This window comes from Exiguobacterium sp. s143, assembly GCF_018618895.1.
Taxonomy (GTDB): domain Bacteria; phylum Bacillota; class Bacilli; order Exiguobacteriales; family Exiguobacteriaceae; genus Exiguobacterium_A; species Exiguobacterium_A abrahamii.
In genome coordinates this window covers 408,325-427,269 of sequence record NZ_JACSMX010000001.1, presented here as the reverse complement: position 1 = coordinate 427,269, position 18,945 = coordinate 408,325, and the positions used below count along the sequence as shown (strand labels likewise).

Genomic DNA, 18,945 nt, shown 5'->3' with positions numbered 1-18,945 from the left:
ACAATAAAAATACATGTTTAAAGAAATCTTATCATAGACATTAAACATTCTGCATGAATTGCTTCATCGATTAAAATATCATTTTGCCTTTTTCCGAAAAAATCCCTAGATTTTGACACTTCATATCCTTTAAGATAAACGATATACATATGTGCAAAATCACTCGACATAACACTTCAAGCCATACTATTGATTGTGAAAATGAGTAAGCTTCTGTACTATGTTTATATAAAGGAAAGAAAAAGAAGGTGAAATGGATGAAGATGACTCGCTCTACGGACTATGCCATTCGTGTGCTTATTTTCGCAGCGTCGCATCCGAATCGGCTCGTACAAATTCAAGAAGTGGCAACCCATTATGATATTTCTAAAAATCATTTGATGAAGATTGTCCATTCATTGAGCAAGTTTGGTCTCATCATTTCCGTACAAGGTCGTAATGGTGGATTCAAATTAGCGAAATCGCCAGAGACGATTACGTTAGGAGAAATCGTTCATTTATTTGAAGAAGTATCCTATCTTGAAAATGTGACCGTTCCCAATAAAAATGGTAGTTTGCAAAACACACGTCAAGCGTTCGATCAAGCATTCATGTCCTTTACGGACGCGTTGCAGGCATACACGTTACAAGATTTAATCGCGCCGACGATGAACGACTGAAGAAAGAGTCAGAGAGGGATAGATGATCTCTGACTCTTTATCCGTGTACATATTCCAGTCATGCAGATTTTTATCAGATCATCATGTTAATTATGATTAAAACTAGTATCTTTTATGTTACTATAAACAAGATTCGGACGCTATTCGAATCTTAATTTTGAAACAAAAACATGTACACTTTGTACTTGTTTTTGTGGTATAACTTTACAGGAAGGAGGGGATATTTCCAATTCACCTGCTTGATTTTTATACAGGACTCTTACTGTCCATTCAGATAAAGGATTAAAGGCATTCGTCCATTGATCCACGTAAAAGGGAGGGTTTCGGTATGTCCGAAATGACCATCGAAATGTTCGTTCACTTCATTCAACACTTAGTGCATTCTCCACGATTCATCGTCCAGCGTCATCATGAATATGAGGACGCCTACATTTTTGAAATTCGTGAGTTGAATTTATCGCGTGTCTCAAAAGCCGTATTGCTTCATAAAACAGTTGATCTTCTTCATGAAAAAACGTCAGAAGATACACGCGAAACGTTGACAAATGAACTGGTCACTCTATCACAAAAGACATTATTGAAGTCAGATACGATTGCTACACTTAATGTGGAGTCTACAATAGAAGGGTCATTGCATCTTATATTTTCGGAAGACAAAAAGATCTGGTTTTCTGGCATTCTTGATACTGAAGAGGCGATCAATCGGTTCACAGAACGTTTTCAAAGCGTCATAAATGATGATCGAACGTCTTATTAAACAAAGCAGGTCGAGCCACATCAGTGGTTCGGCCTGCTTTTGTCTTACCCTGTACAGAGCATCAAGACGTTGCCGTCGGGATCTGCAAACGTAAAGTAAGCAAAATTATCGAAACGTTCGATGTCACGAATGATGGGTGCTTGTAGTGATAAGACGAACTGATAGGAGGCATCGATGTCCGTCGTATAAAAATTAAATAAGGCATGAGGGGAGGGATGATGTTGGTACGTTGCGTCATTCGAATGATCATCAAGCGTCAAACTCGTTGGACCTTCGAGTGGGAGATTATAAACAGGTGACGAGACGCGCGATGCATCAAACGGGAGCTGTAGTAACTGATGATACCAAGCGGCGGCACATTTCACATCCTGAACATGCAAAAAGACAGCGTTCAAGCGGGGCGCAATAAGGTGGGTCGAAATTGACATGAGCATCTCCTCCTTTGTTTTCATACATGTTCCTTTCGATAACCACCTCTTAATTCCTTCAATCCCTATAAATGGAATATGGTATGATATATCAGGAAAATCATTTACGAATGGGAAAGGAATGATAATATGGAAACCATCATCTGTACGACGTGTGGTGTCGAACAAATTAATCCGCAACGTGAAACGTGTCCGATTTGCTTAGAGGAACGACAGTATGTCAATCCAACTGGTCAAACGTGGACGACGCTCGCTGCCATGCAAACGTCAGGAACATATCAAAACGTCATTAGTGACGACGGAGCAGGCGTCTATGCGATTCAGACGACACCGGCGTTCGGTATCGGTCAGACGGCGTATCTTGTCCAAGGAAAATCGTTCAACCTGTTATGGGACTGCATTACATATCTTGATTCAACAACGAAAGAGCAACTTGAGAAATTAGGCGGAATTCAGGCGATTGCTTTATCACATCCGCATTATTACGCGACACAAGTCGAATGGGCGGAGACTTTTGACGTGCCGATCTATATTCATGAAGATGATGCATCGTTCGTGACGCGACCAAGCGAACGCATCGTCTTCTGGAGTGGTGAACGCTTGGAATTGGCGGAAGATGTGATGTTACATCGCGTCGGTGGTCACTTCAAAGGAGCAGTCATCTGTGAACGAAAAGACGCATCGGCGGGGATATTGTTGACAGGGGACATCATTCGGATCGTTGCCGATCGGGCATGGGTCAGTTTTATGTACAGCTATCCGAATGTGATTCCGCTTCCGGCAAAGACGGTCGCGCGAATGGCAGAAACGTTACGTCCGCTTCACTTTGAAAAATTATATGACGCCTTTCATCGGAAAATCGAAACCGGCGCGTCTGAAGCAGTAGCACGCTCTGCAGAGCGGTACATTGCTGCCTTGAACGGGGACTGGTTCACGACATGAAGTCGCGCTTGATCGTCATTCGCGGGAATTCTGGTAGTGGAAAAACGACGCTTGCAAAAGCGTTACGATTGGTCTTACCGGATAGCATCTTATTCTCGCAAGATGTCATCCGCAGGGAGATGTTGAACGTAAAAGATGGACCAGGAAATCCGGCGATTCGCTGGATCGAAGAGTTGATCGGACTTGCTGACGGACGCCACGCGATGATTCTGCTGGAAGGAATTCTCGCACAGGACTGGTACGGTGAGATGATTGACCGGTTGGAACGACGCTTTACTTCACGATACGCGGCGTATTATTTTGACGTCTCCTTCGAAGAAACGGTCCGTCGCCATGAAATGCGCCAGCCCACGGAGTTTTCTGTGACGGATATGAAACGCTGGTGGATTGATCGGGATCACCGCCCGACAGATCGTCTAATTGCTGAGGATAGATCGATAGAATCCGTGATTCAAATGATAAATCAAGAGCAAAAAGGGGAGAGCGAATGACACACTACATTTTTGACATGGATGGAACGTTGTTTCAAACGAATGCCGTGCTGTCGCATGCGCTAGAAGAGGTCTTTCAAGAGTTGCGTCAAACGGGACGCTGGGAGGGAGAGACGCCAGTCGCCCTCTATCAGCAGATCATGGGCGTCTCGTTACCGGAAGTCTGGCAGACGTTACTACCGGACTTTTCAGCCACAGACCAACAGGCTGCGGATCAAAAGTTTCGACGTAGCATAGAGCAGGCAGTCAAGGCGGGGCACGGTCGCTTATATCCAGGAACGGTCGAGTTGCTCGCTCGTTTGAAACAAGCGGGTCACTCCGTCTATATCGCCAGTAATGGGTGGCCATCCTACTTGTCAGCAATCGTGACGACGTATGGACTTGAAGCGTATATCGATCATGTCTATAGCATTGAAGACATTCGTTCCGGTGATAAATCAGCACTCGTACGGGAGATTTGTAAGATGCACGATATCTCGTCAGGCTACGTTGTCGGTGACCGCTTATCTGATTTCAAAGCGGCGCATGCGAACGGGCTCGCTGCGATCGGTTGTCAATTCGATTTTGCACAAGAGCAGGAACTCGCAGTCGCGGACCGCGTTGTAAAAGAGTTGAGTGCTGTCTACTAAAAAGAGCCGTCTTCTGCGGAAGACGGCTCTTACTTATAGCGATTATTCTGCCCACCAGAGAGCATCGTCTGGTTTCTTCGCGATCGACGCGACTTCTTTTTCACTCGATACAGTCGGATGCGACCCTTTCAGTGCCTTACCAGCTGTATTCTTAAAGAAGAAGAAGAACGTGACGAAGCCGATGACGCTGACTGCTGTTAGATAGAAAGCAGGAGCGAGCGGGTTTTGTGTCGTATGAACGAGCCATGTCGAAACGAGTGGCGTCGTTCCACCGAAGATCGAGACAGAGACGTTAAACGTCACGGATAGCGTCCGGTAACGGACATCCGTATAGAAGATACTCGGTAGAAGACTTGGCATCGTTCCTTCAAAGATCGCCAAGAAGAAGCCAAGGATGAAGATTCCGATCCCGACGAACAAGAGTGGTTTAAGACCAATCAAGAAGAACGACAGGATTGAAAGCAACGATAGTCCGGCTAACGCGAAAAGGACGATATTACGATTGCCTTTTTTATCACTGAGCTTCCCGAAGAAGTAAGCGAGCGGAATCATGATCACCATGACACCAGTAATTAGAATCGTACTTGTCGAACTTGACATGCCGATGACTTCATCGAGGTACGATGGCATGTAGGACAAGAGCATGTAGTTCGTAATATTGAAGAAGGCAACAGCGATGAAACAAACGATGATATCACGTTTGTGGTCGCGAAGAATTTCGCGGAATGTCGCAGGCTCTTCTGTGTTTTCATTAATCTCATTTTCGAAGATCGGTGATTCATCCAAGTGACGACGTAAATAGAGACCAAATAAACCGAGTGGTGCCCCAAGAATGAAGGGAATCCGCCATCCCCAAGATGCCATTTGATCATCCGATAAGGTGACGAAAAGTGTTGTAGCCAGTAATGAGGCGAGAATATATCCACCGAGTGTACCGATTTCAAGTCCACTTCCGAGAGCACTTCGTTTATTATCTGGTGATGACTCAGCGATGTAGACCATTGCGCCGGCATATTCACCGCCAGTCGAGAATCCTTGTAAGATCCGGGCTAACAATAACAGGATCGGTGCCCAAATTCCGATTTGATCGTAGGTCGGTAATAGTCCAATGATGAGCGTGGAACCAGCCATCATGACGATTGTCGTTGTTAAGACGACCTTCCGCCCGAGTCGATCTCCGATGCGTCCAAAGACGATTCCGCCGATTGGTCGCATTAAAAAAGCGATCGCAAAGGTCGCAAACGTAAAGACGAGCTTCAGTTCATCATTTTCAACAGCGCTAAAGAAGTTTTGACTGATGATGATTGCGAGATAGGAATAAAGACCAAAATCGAACCATTCCATCGCATTCCCAATTCCGGTCGCGTAGACACTCTTTTTGGTTTGCTGCATGTCAACGACATTGACTTTTTCTTTTCTGAATTTCATAAGTTCTGTTCACTCCCTTAATAAGTTCGTATCGTACCATAGCAGGAAATGAAGTCAAGTTGCTAAGACGCTTAACCACTTGAAAATGACTGAAAATGGCTCTGTGTCGGGAGTTATCAAACCGTTGCGACTCTAAGGAAGAAGTCTTGTCGTCAAAATAAATGAAAATATATTAATTTTTTTCATTTATTTTCGCAAAAATGACATGCTTCTCATTCATTTTCATTTTGTTTTGCGCTTAACAATCCGTCTTAAGCAGGAGGTTGGAGTAAGGAAATGATTGGTAAAATAAATAGGATACATATACGTATTTAAAGGGGTAGATTGTGATGAAGACTCGACGCATGGGAAAATGGCTAGCAGGTTTATTAGGTATAGCAATCGTCAGTGGAATGGCTTGGTATTATCTGTTTGAAACATCAAACGTAAACGGTTTTCCTATTCCGCGAACAGGGACGGTCGAGGAAAAGCCGGAGTGTTTATTAGTCAAGACGCATCTCGTATCGGAAATCGAAGGTCCCGGCGTATTATACGAAACGCGGATCCGGCAAGCCGGCTGGAAATTGGTTGACCGAGAAGGACTAGCTGCCTGGTACGAAAAAGACGGCCGGATGATTGAGCTGACGACTTTTGATGATGAACTGTTCCTTGAAGCGGCTGTGCGAGCGGGTATCGAACAGTAAACGGGGCTGACTCAAAAAAGAAACACTCATTCTTTCACGCCCTTTCCTCAGGCGAGACTCAAGCCAGTGTTTCTGCCTCGTTCAGGCAGAACCCCGGGTCTTGATTGTCTCTGAAAGCGCAAAAATGCGCTTTTCTCTGTAGGAGTCGCGTGAAAAGAGTGTTTCTTTTTTTAACGCGAAAAGGGTGTCAGATTCCAATTCTGCCACCCTTTTCTTTATAGAATCTGATTTTTGAATCAGTCCCGTTTGTGTCGTCAATTCGGATAGAGCAACGTTTGCGTATCTTTGTTGAAGACCTGGTAATTGATTTCGAACGCCTGATTTTGTGTCGTCGTCACCTGGCAATAATACGAAACCTTCTTGCCGTAAGCATCAAGATCAGGTGCGTCACGGAAAGAAAACGTATCGTTGGTCTCCGTTAATGTAATGTCGATCGATGTTCCTTTTGACTCAGACGGTTCTAGAATACACGGACCTTCTAATACACGGTAATCCGGAAACACCATTTCGGTAAAACTCGGTATCGTGATCGAGAGACAGAGTAATCCTAGCAACAGGACACCCGTCCACTTAAGTTTGTTGAAAAAAGCATATTGCTTATTACCGAAGCGAAGGACAAGAACATAACAGGCCGGTAAGACAAACGCGACACCTAGTAAAAAGATGAAAATATATGTAATGATCTCGGCATTCATCTGGATACGTCCTTTCAAGGAAAAGTTCGTCAATCCGAATTTCCTGTGAGTGTTAGTTCCTCGGACCAAATAAGATAACAGCGACACCAAGCAAACAAATCCCACCGCCGAGCAGTGTGAAATAAGCAAGGCGTCCCTCTCGTTACCACAGCCAAATCAAGTGGCCACCGCCGATTTCAGCGAGTCCGGTCAGTGAAAAAAATAGCAATGACATAAACTAAACAGTATTCCTTTTTAAACGTATCAGTTATTCAGACGAATACAATAACTTGTTTGTCTTGAAATTATAAATCTGGTAAGAAATCTCGAACTCATGATTTTTTGTCGTCGTCACGTGACATGTATACGGGACGTCCGGTCCATAAGCGCCAAGTTCGGCACGATCAAAGAAACTGAAATAGTCGCCTGTTTTATCGTAATAAAGGTCAATCGTCCGCGGTGAGGATTGATCATCGTACTCGACCGTACAGGTTCCTTTAGTCGTCACATAGTCATGATTGACGACGTATTTCAGACTCGGAACCGTATACCAAATAAATCCGACACCGAGTAAACACATGAAAACGAGTCGACCGAACGTGGAAAATTCGATCCCAGTATCCTCGCGGAGCCAGAAATATAACAAGATACTCAAGATTATACAGAGGATACCGCCTGCGAAAAGTGCGTAATAAAACAGTATTTCTTCATTCATGCGATCATCCCCTCATAAATGCAAACCGTTTGCCTGGACGACGAAATGCGAATGTTCATAGTGGTATGTGATGACGGAATAGTCGAACGGACGACCGTTCGTCAAATGAAACACCGTCTCGATCGTCAATCCAGGATCGCCCGCGGTGAGATCCAGATGACGGGCAGACTCAGCGCTTAACTTCCCGACGTGCATATACATATCTGAGAACCCAATATTCAATTGGAGTGCCGTCTCTAAGTATTCGAAGATCGACTGCTCGACGATTTCACGATTTAAGTACGGAACGATCGATTGGCGATAGTAAGACTCTTCGAGACAGAGGATCTTGCTGTCGATGTAGCGGATTCGCTTGACGTAATAAACCGTCTCACCTGCCTCGATCCCGAGATTCTTCGCGATGTTATCGGTTGCAGCGATTGGTTCGAGTGCAAGAACAGTCGACTCAATCGTATGACCGACGAGATTCTGCTTGAATCCTTGGGTCGAGAACAGACGAATGTAGCCGGTGCGATTCGTCTTCCGGACAAAAATCCCGCTTCCGCGGACTTGAAAAATGATTCCTTTTCGTTCGAGTAACTCAAGTGATTTTGTCATCGTCGTCTTACTGACGGCGAACTGCCGGATCAACTCTTCGAGAATCGGTAGTTTGTCTCCTTGTTTCAACTGATGTTGTTCTATGTACCGTTCGATTTCATCGGCCGTCTGTTGGTATTTCAGCATAGGACACCTTCTTTTCTTGCGAACTTTTTTTTTCTTCAGTATAGCATAAGCCATCTCTTGATTAATAACATGTTAAATTTAATTATTTATGTATTGATTAATTGTGCATGTACAATTAAAATGAAAGGGTATTCAAGCGTCATATTCAGGGGAGGTACACGATATGGGCAAGGTTCGCGATTATCAACAATTGGCGCATTCGATATTAGAAGCTGTCGGTGGCGAAGACAACGTCATCAGCGCCGTCCGATGTGCAACTCGACTTCGTCTCGTCTTGAAACGATCGGATTCGTCAGCTAAGGAAACAGTCAGTGCACTACCTGGCGTCATTACGGTCGTTGAGTCTGGCGGGCAGTTTCAAGTCGTCATTGGTCAACACGTCGGGGAAGTCCATCAAGAATTTGTGAAGCTCGTCGATTTGGAGCAACCAGAAACGGAAGAGGCGCCGAAAGGGACGGTCCTCAACCGAATCATTGCGACGATGTCAGCCGTCTTTGCACCGTTCGTCTACATCTTAGCTGCAGCGGGGATTCTGCAGGGAACTTTAATTTTGACGACGCTCGCTTTTCCAGCATTTGCGAAGACAGGTACTTATGAAGTCTTCAGCTTCATCTCATGGGCACCATTTACGTTCTTGCCGATTTTCATTGCCATCACGGCAGCGAATCATTTTAAGGTCAACGCCTTCATCGCGGTCGCCTGTAGTGCGGCACTTGTCAGTCCAACATGGGCAGATATCGCAGCACGCATCACTGCCGGTGAATCCATCACGTTCCTAGGAATCGCTTTATCCGGTACAACGTATACGTCATCGGTCTTACCGCCATTATTCCTCGTCTGGATTTTGTCCTATGTCGAGCGATTCCTGAACAAGACGATTCATGAAGTCATTCGTCCGTTGTTCGTTCCATTCTTCAGTATGGTATTGATGGTGCCGCTTACGATTCTCTTGATCGGACCGATCACGACACTTGGTGCAGAAGGGATCGCAAACGGGTATAACTATTTAGCAGAGAATGCCCCTGCGGTCGCTGGTCTCATCATCGGTGGCTTCTGGCAAGTCATCGTCATCTTCGGTGTCCACTGGGGTGTCACGCCGATGGTGCTTGCGAACTTCGAACAATATGGTCGCGACTCGTTCCAGGCCTACCAAACGATTGCCGTCATCGCTCAAATCGGTGCCGTCATCGGAGTCATCTTGAAAGCACGCAACAAAGAAACGAAAAAAGTCGGGGTTTCGGCCGGACTGACAGGTATTTTCGGTATCACGGAACCGGCTATCTATGGGGTGACGCTCCGCTTTAAGAAACCGTTCATCTATGGCTGTATCTCGGGAGCAATCGGCGCTGTCACGGCGAGTTTCTTTAAACCATATTACTTTGCCTACGCCGGATTACCGGGACCATTGACGCTCGTCAACGGTATCGACTCCGACTATCCATCGTCGATCATCGGCTTATTGATCGGAACGGCGATTGCCTTGATTCTACCGATCGTCTTAATTCAAGTGTTCGGCTTCGGGGAGCAGGCTGCTCCGGTCGTAGCACCTGCAAGTACAGCGACACCAGTTGCAAAACAAGAAGTCAGCGCTACGCTGACAAACGAAGAGACGCTTCGTGCACCACTTGAAGGAAAAATCGTTGCCTTATCGGATGTACCGGATCCTGTCTTTGCTTCCGGTGCGATGGGACAAGGGGTAGCGATTCGTCCGACGAACAACCGGGTCACGGCACCGTTTGACGGGACCGTCGTCATGGTCGCCCCGTCAGGTCACGCGATTGGACTTCGGTCGACGAGTGGTGTCGAAGTCTTGATCCATGTCGGTCTTGAGACCGTGACGCTCGACGGTAAACCGTTTACGCTTCACGTCAAAGAAGGCGAATCCGTGACGACAGGTGATCTACTCGTAACGTTTGATGCGACAGCGATTGAGACGCATGGACTCGAGACGATCACGCCAATCATTATCACGAACACGCAGAGTTATGCACAAATCCTACCGACGGACGAGACAGTCACGACGGCAAATACAGAAATCTTGACGATCATCAAGTAAGAGAAAAAGAAGGAGGACATGAAGATGAAGACATTACCAAATGATTTCCTATGGGGCGGTGCGTTAGCGGCGCATCAATTCGAAGGTGGATGGAATGCTGGCGGAAAAGGACCGAGCGTCGTTGATGTATTGACGGCAGGAGCACACGGCGTTGCACGACGTATCACGGATCAGGTAGAGGAGAATGAATTTTATCCGAATCACGAGGCGATTGATTTTTATCACCGTTATAAAGAGGACATCGCGCTGTTCGCTGAGATGGGACTAAAGTGTCTCCGGACGTCAATCGGTTGGAGTCGGATTTTCCCAAACGGAGACGAAGCGGAACCGAACGAAGAAGGACTGAAGTTTTATGATGACGTCTTCGACGAATTAATGAAATACGGCATCGAACCGATCATTACGCTGTCGCACTTTGAGATGCCACTCCACCTCGCACGTGAATATGGCGGTTTCCGCAACCGGAAAGTAGCGCTGTTCTTCGAAAAATTTGCGGAAGTCTGTTTCACGCGTTACAAAGACAAGGTCAAGTACTGGATGACGTTCAATGAGATTAACAACAAGATGGACGTCAGCAATCCATTATTCCTCTGGACGAATTCCGGTGTCCTCCTTGACCCGAATGAGAACGCGATGGAAGTCATGTATCAAACGGGTCACCACGAGTTGCTTGCGAGTGCACTTGCCGTCGCAAAAGGGAAAGCGATCAACCCGGACTTCGAAATCGGAGCAATGGTCTCGCACGTACCGATCTATCCGTACTCATCGCACCCGGAAGACATCCTGCTCGCTGAGACATCGATGCGTCAGCGCTATTTCTTCCCAGACGTCCAAGTCCGCGGCTACTACCCGTCTTACGCGTTGAATGAGTTCAAACGGGAAGGGTATGATATTCCGATTCTAGACGGTGACGCAGAAATCTTGCGAAACGGAACAGTCGACTATCTCGGATTCAGTTACTACATGTCGACGACCGTTAAACATGATGCTATCGTCAATAACACGGGAAATATCGTCAACGGTGGTCTCGCAAACGGCGTTGAGAACCCATACATCCAGTCGAGTGATTGGGGTTGGGCGATTGATCCGGTTGGTCTGCGCTATGCGATGAATCGTCTATACGATCGTTACCAGATTCCATTGTTCATCGTCGAGAACGGCTTTGGTGCAATCGATACGATCGAGGATGGTCAGATTCATGACACGGCGCGGATCGATTACTTGCGTGCGCACATCGAAGCGTTCAAAGCAGCCGTGCTCGAAGATGGCGTCGAATTGATTGGCTACACGCCGTGGGGCGTCATCGACATCGTCTCCTTTACGACAGGTGAGATGAAAAAACGCTACGGCATGATCTATGTCGATCGGGATAACGAAGGCAACGGATCAATGGAACGGATGAAAAAAGACTCGTTCGATTGGTACCGTCACGTCATCGAGACGAATGGTGCTGCGTTATACGGTTCAGAGACGGCAAAATGATGAAGTAAGGGGCAACGGAAAAAATCCGTTGCCCCTTTTTTTAAAGAATTAGAATAAGAAAGAAGTGGGGTATGGCACACTAAGGAAAAAACGGGGGACCGGTAAATGATCAAAAAACGCTATGCCGATCGACGTGACTGGCGTCGCATCACACAACGACACTATGTTCATGAACAGGTAGAAAACGAGGTGTTCAACGGACATGTGACACTCCTTCAACTGATTGAAGTCACTTCACCGTTAGATGTCCGTTATGGTGACGAAATAGTTCGAATCGCTGACGCTGGTTACGTCTGGGTACAACAATTCCCAATCGATGCCCATCATGCCGTGACCTCGATGTATGACGCCACGGGTCAGTTAGTACAAACCTATATCGATATCTGTCTACGTACCGGATTAGAGGACGGACGAGTCTACTGGGAGGATCTGTTTCTCGATCTCATCGCCTTGCCATCGGGACAAGTCTTGTTAGTCGATGTGGATGAACTGGAAGCAGCACGGGAGCAAGGGATTGTCTCAGAAGCGGAATATGCGCTCGCTTGGGTGGAAGCCAAACAACTGCAGAAACAATTACAAGATGGATCTTTTCCGCTCGTCGCACACGCAGAAGTGATGAAACAGCAACTCAAACAGGGAACACCGCGTTGACGGGGTTCCCTGTTTTTTAGGCATGTTGTTCTTCGTTGATCTCGTTCGTTGCGAAATACTGTTGCTTGCGCGGGAGGAGAACCCATCCAAGGAAACAGATCGTCACGATCACGAGGAGACCGGCAAATAGAATCGTACTGAAACGAATCGACCAGATGTCACCGAGCAGACCGATTGCGACGATCGCTAGAATCTGTAGCAGACTGACACCGACACCGTATAGACTCGTAAAGCGTCCCATTAAGTGGAGTGGAATATTCGTCTGTTGGAACGTCAGGAAACCGGTTCCCGCAAATGCGTGGAAACAACCGAGCAACAAGAAACCAGTACAGACGATTGAAAACGAATTCGCACTCGCATACAGCATGTAACCGACGGCGACGAACACATAGCCAATCGTCAGCATCATCCGAACGGAGAGTGTTTTGGCGTAGCGGGCGACGACCCAGCTGCCGGCGACGGAACCGATCCCAGTCAGACTCATCAGTAAACCATAATCGGTTTCCGATAAGCCGATGCTTCGCTGTAAAAAGACGACTTCTTGCGTATCAAGTGCAAGTGTCGCAATCATCATCAGCATCGCGAGGATGTATAATCCGGTCACGTAGCGTGCGCTTTTGCTGAACTGATAGACAAGCCGCCAATCGGATATAATGTCTTGCAGCCGCATCCCTCGTTCGACCGAAGCGGTAAAACGCGGCAAGCGCATCAGCAGGACAGCTGATCCGAGAAACGAGACAGCGTTGAGCCAAATGGCAACATCAGCAGAAGTAACATAGAGCAGTCCTCCAGCGAGAGCCGGACCAATCAAAAAGGCACCTGACGTGATCAGACTACGATAGGCATTAAACGACGTCCGATCGTTTTGTGGAACAAGCGTCGTGATGTAGGTCAACGTTGCCGGTTCAACGACCGCTTTGATGATGGCTAAGGCGATCAAGTCGATGTAAAGCAACGATAATGGTAGAAATGGCATGATACCGATTAAGAAAGCACGCAACACATCAGTCTGAATCAACAGTCGACGTAAGTCGGATCGGTCGACCCAACCTCCTGCGAACGACTTGATGACGAGAGATACGACTGGACTGATGATCCACAGGGCAGCAACGGCTGACGCTGAGCCGGTCAATCGATAGATATATACGTTGATCGCAACGAGATAAATGAAGTCACCAAACTGTGAAATACCGAGCGCACTTAAGAGCGTTCGTTCCCTAGAAGACATGACAACACCCTTTCTTACATCATTTTCCAATAGTATACCAGAAAATTCTGATAACGTTTTCGTATATCTCTATACTTTTTATAGAAGAGTGGGTATACTTGGAAAAAATCAAAGGAAGAAGGGTTCAATCATGTTAACGACCATCGATTTATATCAAGCTTTGCCTGTACTTGAAACGGAGCGACTCCGTTTGCGACCGGTTCGCACAGAAGATGCAGCAGATATCTATGCCTACACGAAAGATGAAGAGACGGCGCGATATGTCAGCTGGCATGCGCATAAAAGCCTCACGGATTCTGAGCAATTCGTCGATCACATCCTTCGCCAATACGAACTAGGGAATCCGGCACCTTGGGCGATTGAAGACAAAACGAACGGACGAGTCATCGGAACGATTGATTTCATCAAAGTCTCGTTTGAGCAACAGCAAGCAGAACTCGGTTATGCGCTGTCGCGCGATTACTGGGGGAAGGGTTTGATGCCGGAAGCAGCAGCGCGTCTCGTACAGTACGGTTTTGAGACACTCGGACTCGAGCGCATTCAAGCCCGTTGTTTTGTTGCAAATGATGGATCTGCTCGTGTCATGGAAAAGATCGGTATGACGTTCGAAGGAGTCTCGCGGAGTGCTTTATTCGTTAAAGAGCGTTTCTGGGACTTAAAGATTTATGCGATCACGCGCAGTGATTATGAAGGAAGGTAAGCGATGGGTTCACGACTGATGCATGCCTACATCGGACAACGATTGATTACGTTACTTCCGGAACTAGACCCTGCTCGATTCCTTATAGGTACGATCGCTCCTGATGCACGCCATGACGAGAAGGAGCAAGCCCACTATTATACGGGTGAATTAGCGAACGGGACACGAACAATTGACTACGAAGCATTTTGGAGAGACTCGGCGTCTTGGGATCCATCTTTTCGAAGTGGCTATTACGTCCATCTGATAGCGGACGATATTTGGTTACGCGGTTTTTATATGGGGTGGTTACGACAAGCAATCATAGCCGACGCCTCGATCGGTTCAAGGTATCATGATGACTTCAGGCGGTACAATACACGTATTGCTCCGTTCGTGAACTGGAATGAACAAGCGATCAACGGAGCGCTTCATGAAGTGAGTGTGCAGTCGAGGTGGAAAGCACTTCCGCATTTCATTAGAGAGGTAGAAGAGGACCGACGAACCGTTCTGCCACAAGAATATGATATCTTGTTGCCGTGTCAATTGGATGGATACATCGAAACAGCGATTGAACGGTCCATCCATCACTTAGGTGAAAAAGGGCTAAAGATTGATCCAGCCAAAGAATCATTTCTGAATCATTGAAATGATCCATCTGACGATTCCGAATAATATGTAACAGCATCCGTTCAGCAGACCAATCCACATCAGGTTAATGAGACTTTCTAAACCTTCAAACCAATCCATGACTGGTGTGACGAATAAAGCGAATACAAAAAGTACCATGACGGTCCAACTGACGGTTGGAATCAGGAAGAGAATTGTTAAGCCAGCGACTATAGCTGGTACGATTCGTTTATAGATAAGATAAATCGCTGCCACGTTCAACGATAAAATATAGACCACGAACGCAATTGAAAACCATTGCGACATAAAATCACCTCCGAATAACAATAAGACGAAGAACGCATCCATTTAGATTAGGATGCGTTTTTCTATGTTTATTGTAAGATGTCTTGAAAATAATCGTATGAATACGGTTGAACAAAAAGAAAATCGATTTTTAAATTTTAATTCAAAGCAAAATACTCGGAATAAGTTTAGAACTATGTTATATTGGAAATAAGAAAAGTAAGGAAGTAAGGAATACAAGAAAAAACACAGAAAGAAGGAAGTTCGTGATGGAGCTATCAAAGTTAACGTCAAAAGGACAGATCACCATCCCCAAAAAAATTCGGCAGGCCTTGCAAGTGGAGGAAGGAGATCGCGTGGCATTCATTGAGGAGGACGGGTTTGTCATCATGGCGAAAGCGGATTTGAAACAGCTGCATGACCTTCAAGATATATTGAGTGATGAGGCGTTCAAGACACTCATCCACAAAGCGAATCATCATTTGTAAAATCAAAAAAGGAGGAAATAACAGATGGATATGCGCGAAGTAGATTTACCAGGAATCGGACGGAAGTTCGAAGGCATCACGACACGAGGAGATAAGGTGGTCGTCATCGTCCATGACGACGGACGACGCGAGATGCATCACTATGATGATGACGATTTTGATGAGAGCATCTCGAGCGTGACGTTCAATGACGCAGAAGCCCGTCAGATGGCAGGAATTCTCGGAGGATTATCCTATAAGCCGAAGGATCTCGAAAAAATTGAACTCGCGTTTGATGATCTCGTCATTGAATGGTTCAAAGTCGGTCAGGATTCAAAGGTCAACAATCGAACGATCGGTGAACTCGATGTCCGTAACCATTACGATATTTCAATCATTGCGGTGCTCAAGCATGACCGTTCAAAATCGCTCAATCCAGGACCGGATACACGCCTTGAAGCCGGTGATACGATCGTCTTATCTGGAGAGCGTCAAAACATCCGTCACATCACGAAAGCATTATTCTCAATCGAAGGAGGCGGATAATATATGGATCATCTCATATTTGAAGTCGGTACCGCGCTTATCTTAGTGGCAATCGCGGCAGTGCTCGCGAACAGACTCAATTTCTCGATCATCCCGTTTCTAATCATTCTCGGGATGATTGTTGGACCGCACGCTCCGACAATCGGGATACTAGACTTCAAGTTCATTGAAAGTGCTGAGTTCATCAGCTTCCTCGGACGAATCGGCGTCCTGTTCCTCTTATTCTATCTCGGACTCGAGTTCTCGATCGGTAAGCTGATCCGGTCCGGAAAATCGATTGTCACAAGCGGAACGATCTATTTATCGATTAACTTTACCGGTGGTCTCTTATACGGATTCATCGCTGGATTCCCACTCTATGAAGTACTCGTCATCGCCGGGATCATTACGATCTCCTCCAGTGCTATCGTGGCGAAAGTCCTCGTTGATCTCCGCCGGACCGGTAATACGGAGACGGAGCTGATTCTTGGAATCATCATGTTCGAGGACATCTTCCTCGCCGTCTATTTGTCGGTCTTATCGGGACTGCTTCTCGGCGGTGGGACGACATTACTCGCATCCCTTACCTCAATCTTGATCGCCCTCGGCTATATGTTGCTGTTCTTCATCGTCGCTCGGAAGGCAACACCGCTTTTGAATAAGATGCTGAAGATCGCCTCGGATGAAGTCTTCATCATCGTCGTCTTTGCTGCCTTGTTCTTCATCGCTGGATTCTCGGAAACGATTCATGTTGCAGAAGCGATCGGGGCGTTGTTACTCGGTCTCGTCTTCTCAGAAACCGATCAAGGAGAGCGGATTGAACATCTCGTCGTACCATTCCGTGATTTCTTCGGTGCGATCTTCTTCTTCAGTTTCGGATTGAGCATCGATCCGACGATGTTACTTGACGCCGTCTGGCTCGCACTCGGTGCCGTCGTCATCACGATCATCGGGAACTACGTAGCTGGTATGATTGCGGGGCGTAAAGCAGGCTTGTCACACAAAGCATCCTCGAACATCGGCTTGACGATCGTCTCGCGCGGGGAGTTCTCGATCATCGTCGCGAATCTCGGAATCGCCGGTGGATTGATGGATATCTTGTCACCATTCTCTGCCTTATATGTCTTGATTCTCGCCATTCTTGGACCGTTGATGACGAAGGAATCGAAGCGGATTTACAACGTCATGAATAAAATCTTTAAGTGGACAGAACCAAAAGCGAAAAAGACGAAGAAAAATGCCTAATCTGATGTAAACGAACAACCGGTTCGCTTTCCCGAACCGGTTGTTGTTATTTAAGTCAAGACTTCATACGTCGCCATCAGGAATTGTCCCGAATGGCGACTCGCTGTCAAACGAAGATGCGTTTCATTCGTTCCTTCCGGAAACAGTGGGATGCCTGTTCCGAGAATGACAGGGGCGATTGCCAGTTCAATCGAGCGGATGAGTTTTAAGCGCAACGCTTCTTGAATCAACTCGCCACCACCGATCAGCCAAACATTACCTTCAATCGTTGGCGAAATCCGGTCGAGCAGTTGATTGAGCGGTTCATCCGTATAGGTGACCGTCTCAGACGTTCGTTGCGTCCGGCTATAGATATAACTCGGAATATCTGCGTAAGGGTACGTCTCGCTGAGTTGAAGGACTTCATCATATGTTTTTCGTCCCATGATGACGGCACCGACTTGATCATAGAACGCTTGATAACCATTATCCCCGTCTCCGGCAACGGCAAATAACCAATCAAGTGAACCATCGAGTCTGGCAATTTTCCCGTCAAGACTACAAGCGATATAAAGAACGGTCGTAGGTTGTGACATCCATAATTCCTCCTTTTGCGTCGTGTGACTTCATCTTAGCGTATAATGACGACAAAAGATGTCGTCATTTAAGGAGGAACTGTATGAATACGAGACAGTGGCGTTTAGTACGCTTGTTAAACCGGGGCGAACACTTCTCTGCACGGATGCTCGCGGAAGAATGTCAGGTGTCGATCCGGACAATTCAACGAGACATGACGGTACTTGAAGCAAATGGTTATCCAATCTACAGCGAACCTGGCGTGGCAGGGGGTTACCGGATGTTGCCACATCGGAACCTGCCGCCACTCGTTTTGACGGATGAAGAGACGATTGTCTTCTTCATCCTTCTGGAATGGGTCGGACAGATTCCCGATTTTCCATTCGGTACGATTCGACAGGAAGTCGCTGAACGTTATGCGAACGAGTTACCGAAGATGACGGAGCAACAGATCGTAAAATGGAAAGACCGCTTTCGCTTTCAAACGGTCGACACACCACCGTCGCCGCAAAATCCAGCGTTACTCGACTTGTTAGAGAGCGGACGGATGGGGAATATTCTCTATGAGACGACAAAAGGACAACGCATGATCGTCGTAGATCCGATTGGTTTATCGTTCGAACAGAATCGCTGGTACTTCTATGGACAGACGAATCGAGGGTATCGCCAGTTCCGTGTTGATCGGATCAAAGACGTGATGCTTCATGAGTTGCCAGCAACCGAGTTAACCTTTTCAGATTTGGAACAAGACATGACACGTGTACCGATGACGACGGTGAAACTGGAAGTATCACCATTAGGCGAACGGTTGCTAGAGGGGATTTTACCGATTCAGTCGGAACGAACATGGTTGGTTCCGGAAACCGAACTGCCGTATCTCGGACGCCAATTGATGCGGATCGGTCCGGAAGTGCGAGTCCTTGAACCACTCGAACTCCGGGAGCAGTTGATTCGTCAAGCAGAAGAAATGATTGCTGTGCAACGGTCCGATAAGGCGCTCGGACAGGATTGAT

At 46.7% G+C, this 18,945-nt stretch carries 24 protein-coding genes; 15 read left to right on the top strand and 9 right to left on the bottom strand.

What is annotated here, in order from left to right; genetic code table 11:
• Positions 1 to 263: 263 nt before the first annotated feature.
• Together KNQ03_RS02535 and KNQ03_RS02530 are read left to right on the top strand one after the other, a co-directional pair.
• Positions 264 to 659 (top strand): RrF2 family transcriptional regulator, encoded by a 396-nt coding sequence (locus KNQ03_RS02535; protein WP_241492567.1) that lies wholly within the window; start codon positions 264 to 266, stop codon positions 657 to 659.
• 328 nt (positions 660 to 987) lie between these two features.
• Positions 988 to 1,416, top strand: a complete 429-nt coding sequence (locus KNQ03_RS02530; protein WP_058703992.1) for a hypothetical protein — start codon at positions 988 to 990, stop codon at positions 1,414 to 1,416.
• A 44-nt stretch (positions 1,417 to 1,460) separates the two neighbouring features.
• Here KNQ03_RS02530 and KNQ03_RS02525 read toward each other — a convergent pair whose 3' ends face one another.
• Complete coding sequence (locus tag KNQ03_RS02525) at positions 1,461 to 1,844, bottom strand: VOC family protein (RefSeq protein WP_244290037.1); 384 nt, start codon at positions 1,842 to 1,844, stop codon at positions 1,461 to 1,463.
• Positions 1,845 to 1,973: 129 nt separating this feature from the next.
• Between KNQ03_RS02525 and KNQ03_RS02520 the strand changes: the two genes are divergently transcribed.
• Genes KNQ03_RS02520 through KNQ03_RS02510 form a run of 3 tightly spaced genes read left to right on the top strand, consistent with a single transcriptional unit; the run spans position 1,974 to position 3,906 of the window.
• The gene (locus tag KNQ03_RS02520; RefSeq protein WP_214723442.1) at positions 1,974 to 2,786 is read left to right on the top strand and encodes an MBL fold metallo-hydrolase; all 813 of its coding nucleotides are present in this window, start codon (positions 1,974 to 1,976) and stop codon (positions 2,784 to 2,786) included.
• Positions 2,783 to 3,277 (top strand): AAA family ATPase, encoded by a 495-nt coding sequence (locus KNQ03_RS02515; protein ID WP_214723440.1) that lies wholly within the window; start codon positions 2,783 to 2,785, stop codon positions 3,275 to 3,277. The genes KNQ03_RS02520 and KNQ03_RS02515 overlap by 4 nt, the downstream gene beginning before the upstream one ends.
• Entirely contained in the window at positions 3,274 to 3,906 is a 633-nt protein-coding gene (locus KNQ03_RS02510) for an HAD hydrolase-like protein (RefSeq protein ID WP_214723438.1), read from the top strand. Before KNQ03_RS02515 ends, KNQ03_RS02510 begins: the two co-directional genes overlap by 4 nt.
• Before the next feature lie 42 nt (positions 3,907 to 3,948).
• On the opposite strand, the gene KNQ03_RS02505 is transcribed toward KNQ03_RS02510, so the two are convergent.
• Positions 3,949 to 5,334: an MFS transporter gene (locus tag KNQ03_RS02505; RefSeq protein ID WP_023468496.1), complete on the bottom strand. Its 1,386-nt coding sequence runs from the start codon at positions 5,332 to 5,334 to the stop codon at positions 3,949 to 3,951.
• Between the two features lie 329 nt (positions 5,335 to 5,663).
• Here KNQ03_RS02505 and KNQ03_RS02500 point away from each other — a divergent pair, with 329 nt between their 5' ends.
• Positions 5,664 to 6,017, top strand: a complete 354-nt coding sequence (locus tag KNQ03_RS02500; protein WP_214723436.1) for a hypothetical protein — start codon at positions 5,664 to 5,666, stop codon at positions 6,015 to 6,017.
• Positions 6,018 to 6,271: 254 nt separating this feature from the next.
• On the opposite strand, the gene KNQ03_RS02495 is transcribed toward KNQ03_RS02500, so the two are convergent.
• From KNQ03_RS02495 to KNQ03_RS02480, 4 genes are all read right to left on the bottom strand, one after another.
• A complete protein-coding gene (locus tag KNQ03_RS02495; protein WP_214723434.1) occupies positions 6,272 to 6,712 on the bottom strand; it encodes a hypothetical protein in 441 nt (146 codons plus the stop codon).
• Positions 6,713 to 6,854: 142 nt separating this feature from the next.
• Positions 6,855 to 6,926 (bottom strand): YnfA family protein, encoded by a 72-nt coding sequence (locus KNQ03_RS17250; RefSeq protein ID WP_371743246.1) that lies wholly within the window; start codon positions 6,924 to 6,926, stop codon positions 6,855 to 6,857.
• A gap of 33 nt (positions 6,927 to 6,959) precedes the next feature.
• Positions 6,960 to 7,406, bottom strand: a complete 447-nt coding sequence (locus KNQ03_RS02485) for a hypothetical protein (protein WP_214723432.1) — start codon at positions 7,404 to 7,406, stop codon at positions 6,960 to 6,962.
• A gap of 12 nt (positions 7,407 to 7,418) precedes the next feature.
• Complete coding sequence (locus KNQ03_RS02480; protein ID WP_214723430.1) at positions 7,419 to 8,129, bottom strand: GntR family transcriptional regulator; 711 nt, start codon at positions 8,127 to 8,129, stop codon at positions 7,419 to 7,421.
• A 163-nt stretch (positions 8,130 to 8,292) separates the two neighbouring features.
• Between KNQ03_RS02480 and KNQ03_RS02475 the strand changes: the two genes are divergently transcribed.
• From KNQ03_RS02475 to KNQ03_RS02465, 3 genes are all read left to right on the top strand, one after another.
• Complete coding sequence (locus KNQ03_RS02475) at positions 8,293 to 10,185, top strand: beta-glucoside-specific PTS transporter subunit IIABC (protein WP_214723428.1); 1,893 nt, start codon at positions 8,293 to 8,295, stop codon at positions 10,183 to 10,185.
• A 24-nt stretch (positions 10,186 to 10,209) separates the two neighbouring features.
• Positions 10,210 to 11,667: a 6-phospho-beta-glucosidase BglA gene (gene bglA, locus KNQ03_RS02470; protein WP_214723426.1), complete on the top strand. Its 1,458-nt coding sequence runs from the start codon at positions 10,210 to 10,212 to the stop codon at positions 11,665 to 11,667.
• A gap of 105 nt (positions 11,668 to 11,772) precedes the next feature.
• The gene (locus KNQ03_RS02465) at positions 11,773 to 12,318 is read left to right on the top strand and encodes a ribonuclease FAU-1 family protein (RefSeq protein ID WP_214723424.1); all 546 of its coding nucleotides are present in this window, start codon (positions 11,773 to 11,775) and stop codon (positions 12,316 to 12,318) included.
• A 16-nt stretch (positions 12,319 to 12,334) separates the two neighbouring features.
• On the opposite strand, the gene KNQ03_RS02460 is transcribed toward KNQ03_RS02465, so the two are convergent.
• Positions 12,335 to 13,546 carry an MFS transporter gene (locus KNQ03_RS02460; RefSeq protein WP_214723422.1) on the bottom strand — a complete coding sequence of 404 codons (1,212 nt, stop codon included), beginning with the start codon at positions 13,544 to 13,546 and terminating at the stop codon, positions 12,335 to 12,337.
• 130 nt (positions 13,547 to 13,676) lie between these two features.
• Between KNQ03_RS02460 and KNQ03_RS02455 the strand changes: the two genes are divergently transcribed.
• Positions 13,677 to 14,246 (top strand): GNAT family N-acetyltransferase, encoded by a 570-nt coding sequence (locus tag KNQ03_RS02455; protein WP_214723420.1) that lies wholly within the window; start codon positions 13,677 to 13,679, stop codon positions 14,244 to 14,246.
• 3 nt (positions 14,247 to 14,249) lie between these two features.
• A complete protein-coding gene (locus KNQ03_RS02450; RefSeq protein WP_214723418.1) occupies positions 14,250 to 14,873 on the top strand; it encodes a hypothetical protein in 624 nt (207 codons plus the stop codon).
• Here the strand turns inward: KNQ03_RS02450 and KNQ03_RS02445 are convergent.
• Positions 14,856 to 15,161: a hypothetical protein gene (locus KNQ03_RS02445; protein ID WP_214723417.1), complete on the bottom strand. Its 306-nt coding sequence runs from the start codon at positions 15,159 to 15,161 to the stop codon at positions 14,856 to 14,858. The two genes, KNQ03_RS02450 and KNQ03_RS02445, sit on opposite strands and share 18 nt — an antisense overlap.
• A gap of 248 nt (positions 15,162 to 15,409) precedes the next feature.
• Here KNQ03_RS02445 and KNQ03_RS02440 point away from each other — a divergent pair, with 248 nt between their 5' ends.
• From KNQ03_RS02440 to KNQ03_RS02430, 3 genes are read left to right on the top strand one after another with little or no spacing between them, the layout of a single operon-like run.
• Entirely contained in the window at positions 15,410 to 15,628 is a 219-nt protein-coding gene (locus tag KNQ03_RS02440) for an AbrB/MazE/SpoVT family DNA-binding domain-containing protein (RefSeq protein ID WP_058264909.1), read from the top strand.
• A 24-nt stretch (positions 15,629 to 15,652) separates the two neighbouring features.
• Positions 15,653 to 16,153 (top strand): cation:proton antiporter regulatory subunit, encoded by a 501-nt coding sequence (locus tag KNQ03_RS02435; protein ID WP_029341865.1) that lies wholly within the window; start codon positions 15,653 to 15,655, stop codon positions 16,151 to 16,153.
• Between the two features lie 3 nt (positions 16,154 to 16,156).
• On the top strand, positions 16,157 to 17,377 hold the full coding sequence (locus tag KNQ03_RS02430) for a cation:proton antiporter (protein ID WP_023468483.1): 1,221 nt from the start codon (positions 16,157 to 16,159) through the stop codon (positions 17,375 to 17,377).
• Positions 17,378 to 17,427: 50 nt separating this feature from the next.
• Here KNQ03_RS02430 and KNQ03_RS02425 read toward each other — a convergent pair whose 3' ends face one another.
• The gene (locus KNQ03_RS02425; RefSeq protein ID WP_214723415.1) at positions 17,428 to 17,952 is read right to left on the bottom strand and encodes a dihydrofolate reductase family protein; all 525 of its coding nucleotides are present in this window, start codon (positions 17,950 to 17,952) and stop codon (positions 17,428 to 17,430) included.
• A gap of 83 nt (positions 17,953 to 18,035) precedes the next feature.
• On the opposite strand from KNQ03_RS02425, the gene KNQ03_RS02420 reads away from it, so the two are divergent.
• Positions 18,036 to 18,944: a helix-turn-helix transcriptional regulator gene (locus KNQ03_RS02420; protein WP_214723413.1), complete on the top strand. Its 909-nt coding sequence runs from the start codon at positions 18,036 to 18,038 to the stop codon at positions 18,942 to 18,944.
• Position 18,945: the final 1 nt, after the last annotated feature.

Coding starts and splice junctions, on each gene's coding strand:
- KNQ03_RS02535 (WP_241492567.1), top strand. CDS start 264: ATGACTCGCTCTACGGACTATGCCATTCGTGTGCTTATTTTCGCAGCG.
- KNQ03_RS02530 (WP_058703992.1), top strand. CDS start 988: ATGTCCGAAATGACCATCGAAATGTTCGTTCACTTCATTCAACACTTA.
- KNQ03_RS02525 (WP_244290037.1), bottom strand. CDS start 1,844: ATGTCAATTTCGACCCACCTTATTGCGCCCCGCTTGAACGCTGTCTTT.
- KNQ03_RS02520 (WP_214723442.1), top strand. CDS start 1,974: ATGGAAACCATCATCTGTACGACGTGTGGTGTCGAACAAATTAATCCG.
- KNQ03_RS02515 (WP_214723440.1), top strand. CDS start 2,783: ATGAAGTCGCGCTTGATCGTCATTCGCGGGAATTCTGGTAGTGGAAAA.
- KNQ03_RS02510 (WP_214723438.1), top strand. CDS start 3,274: ATGACACACTACATTTTTGACATGGATGGAACGTTGTTTCAAACGAAT.
- KNQ03_RS02505 (WP_023468496.1), bottom strand. CDS start 5,334: ATGAAATTCAGAAAAGAAAAAGTCAATGTCGTTGACATGCAGCAAACC.
- KNQ03_RS02500 (WP_214723436.1), top strand. CDS start 5,664: ATGAAGACTCGACGCATGGGAAAATGGCTAGCAGGTTTATTAGGTATA.
- KNQ03_RS02495 (WP_214723434.1), bottom strand. CDS start 6,712: ATGAATGCCGAGATCATTACATATATTTTCATCTTTTTACTAGGTGTC.
- KNQ03_RS02485 (WP_214723432.1), bottom strand. CDS start 7,406: ATGAATGAAGAAATACTGTTTTATTACGCACTTTTCGCAGGCGGTATC.
- KNQ03_RS02480 (WP_214723430.1), bottom strand. CDS start 8,129: ATGCTGAAATACCAACAGACGGCCGATGAAATCGAACGGTACATAGAA.
- KNQ03_RS02475 (WP_214723428.1), top strand. CDS start 8,293: ATGGGCAAGGTTCGCGATTATCAACAATTGGCGCATTCGATATTAGAA.
- bglA (WP_214723426.1), top strand. CDS start 10,210: ATGAAGACATTACCAAATGATTTCCTATGGGGCGGTGCGTTAGCGGCG.
- KNQ03_RS02465 (WP_214723424.1), top strand. CDS start 11,773: ATGATCAAAAAACGCTATGCCGATCGACGTGACTGGCGTCGCATCACA.
- KNQ03_RS02460 (WP_214723422.1), bottom strand. CDS start 13,546: ATGTCTTCTAGGGAACGAACGCTCTTAAGTGCGCTCGGTATTTCACAG.
- KNQ03_RS02455 (WP_214723420.1), top strand. CDS start 13,677: ATGTTAACGACCATCGATTTATATCAAGCTTTGCCTGTACTTGAAACG.
- KNQ03_RS02450 (WP_214723418.1), top strand. CDS start 14,250: ATGGGTTCACGACTGATGCATGCCTACATCGGACAACGATTGATTACG.
- KNQ03_RS02445 (WP_214723417.1), bottom strand. CDS start 15,161: ATGTCGCAATGGTTTTCAATTGCGTTCGTGGTCTATATTTTATCGTTG.
- KNQ03_RS02440 (WP_058264909.1), top strand. CDS start 15,410: ATGGAGCTATCAAAGTTAACGTCAAAAGGACAGATCACCATCCCCAAA.
- KNQ03_RS02435 (WP_029341865.1), top strand. CDS start 15,653: ATGGATATGCGCGAAGTAGATTTACCAGGAATCGGACGGAAGTTCGAA.
- KNQ03_RS02430 (WP_023468483.1), top strand. CDS start 16,157: ATGGATCATCTCATATTTGAAGTCGGTACCGCGCTTATCTTAGTGGCA.
- KNQ03_RS02425 (WP_214723415.1), bottom strand. CDS start 17,952: ATGTCACAACCTACGACCGTTCTTTATATCGCTTGTAGTCTTGACGGG.
- KNQ03_RS02420 (WP_214723413.1), top strand. CDS start 18,036: ATGAATACGAGACAGTGGCGTTTAGTACGCTTGTTAAACCGGGGCGAA.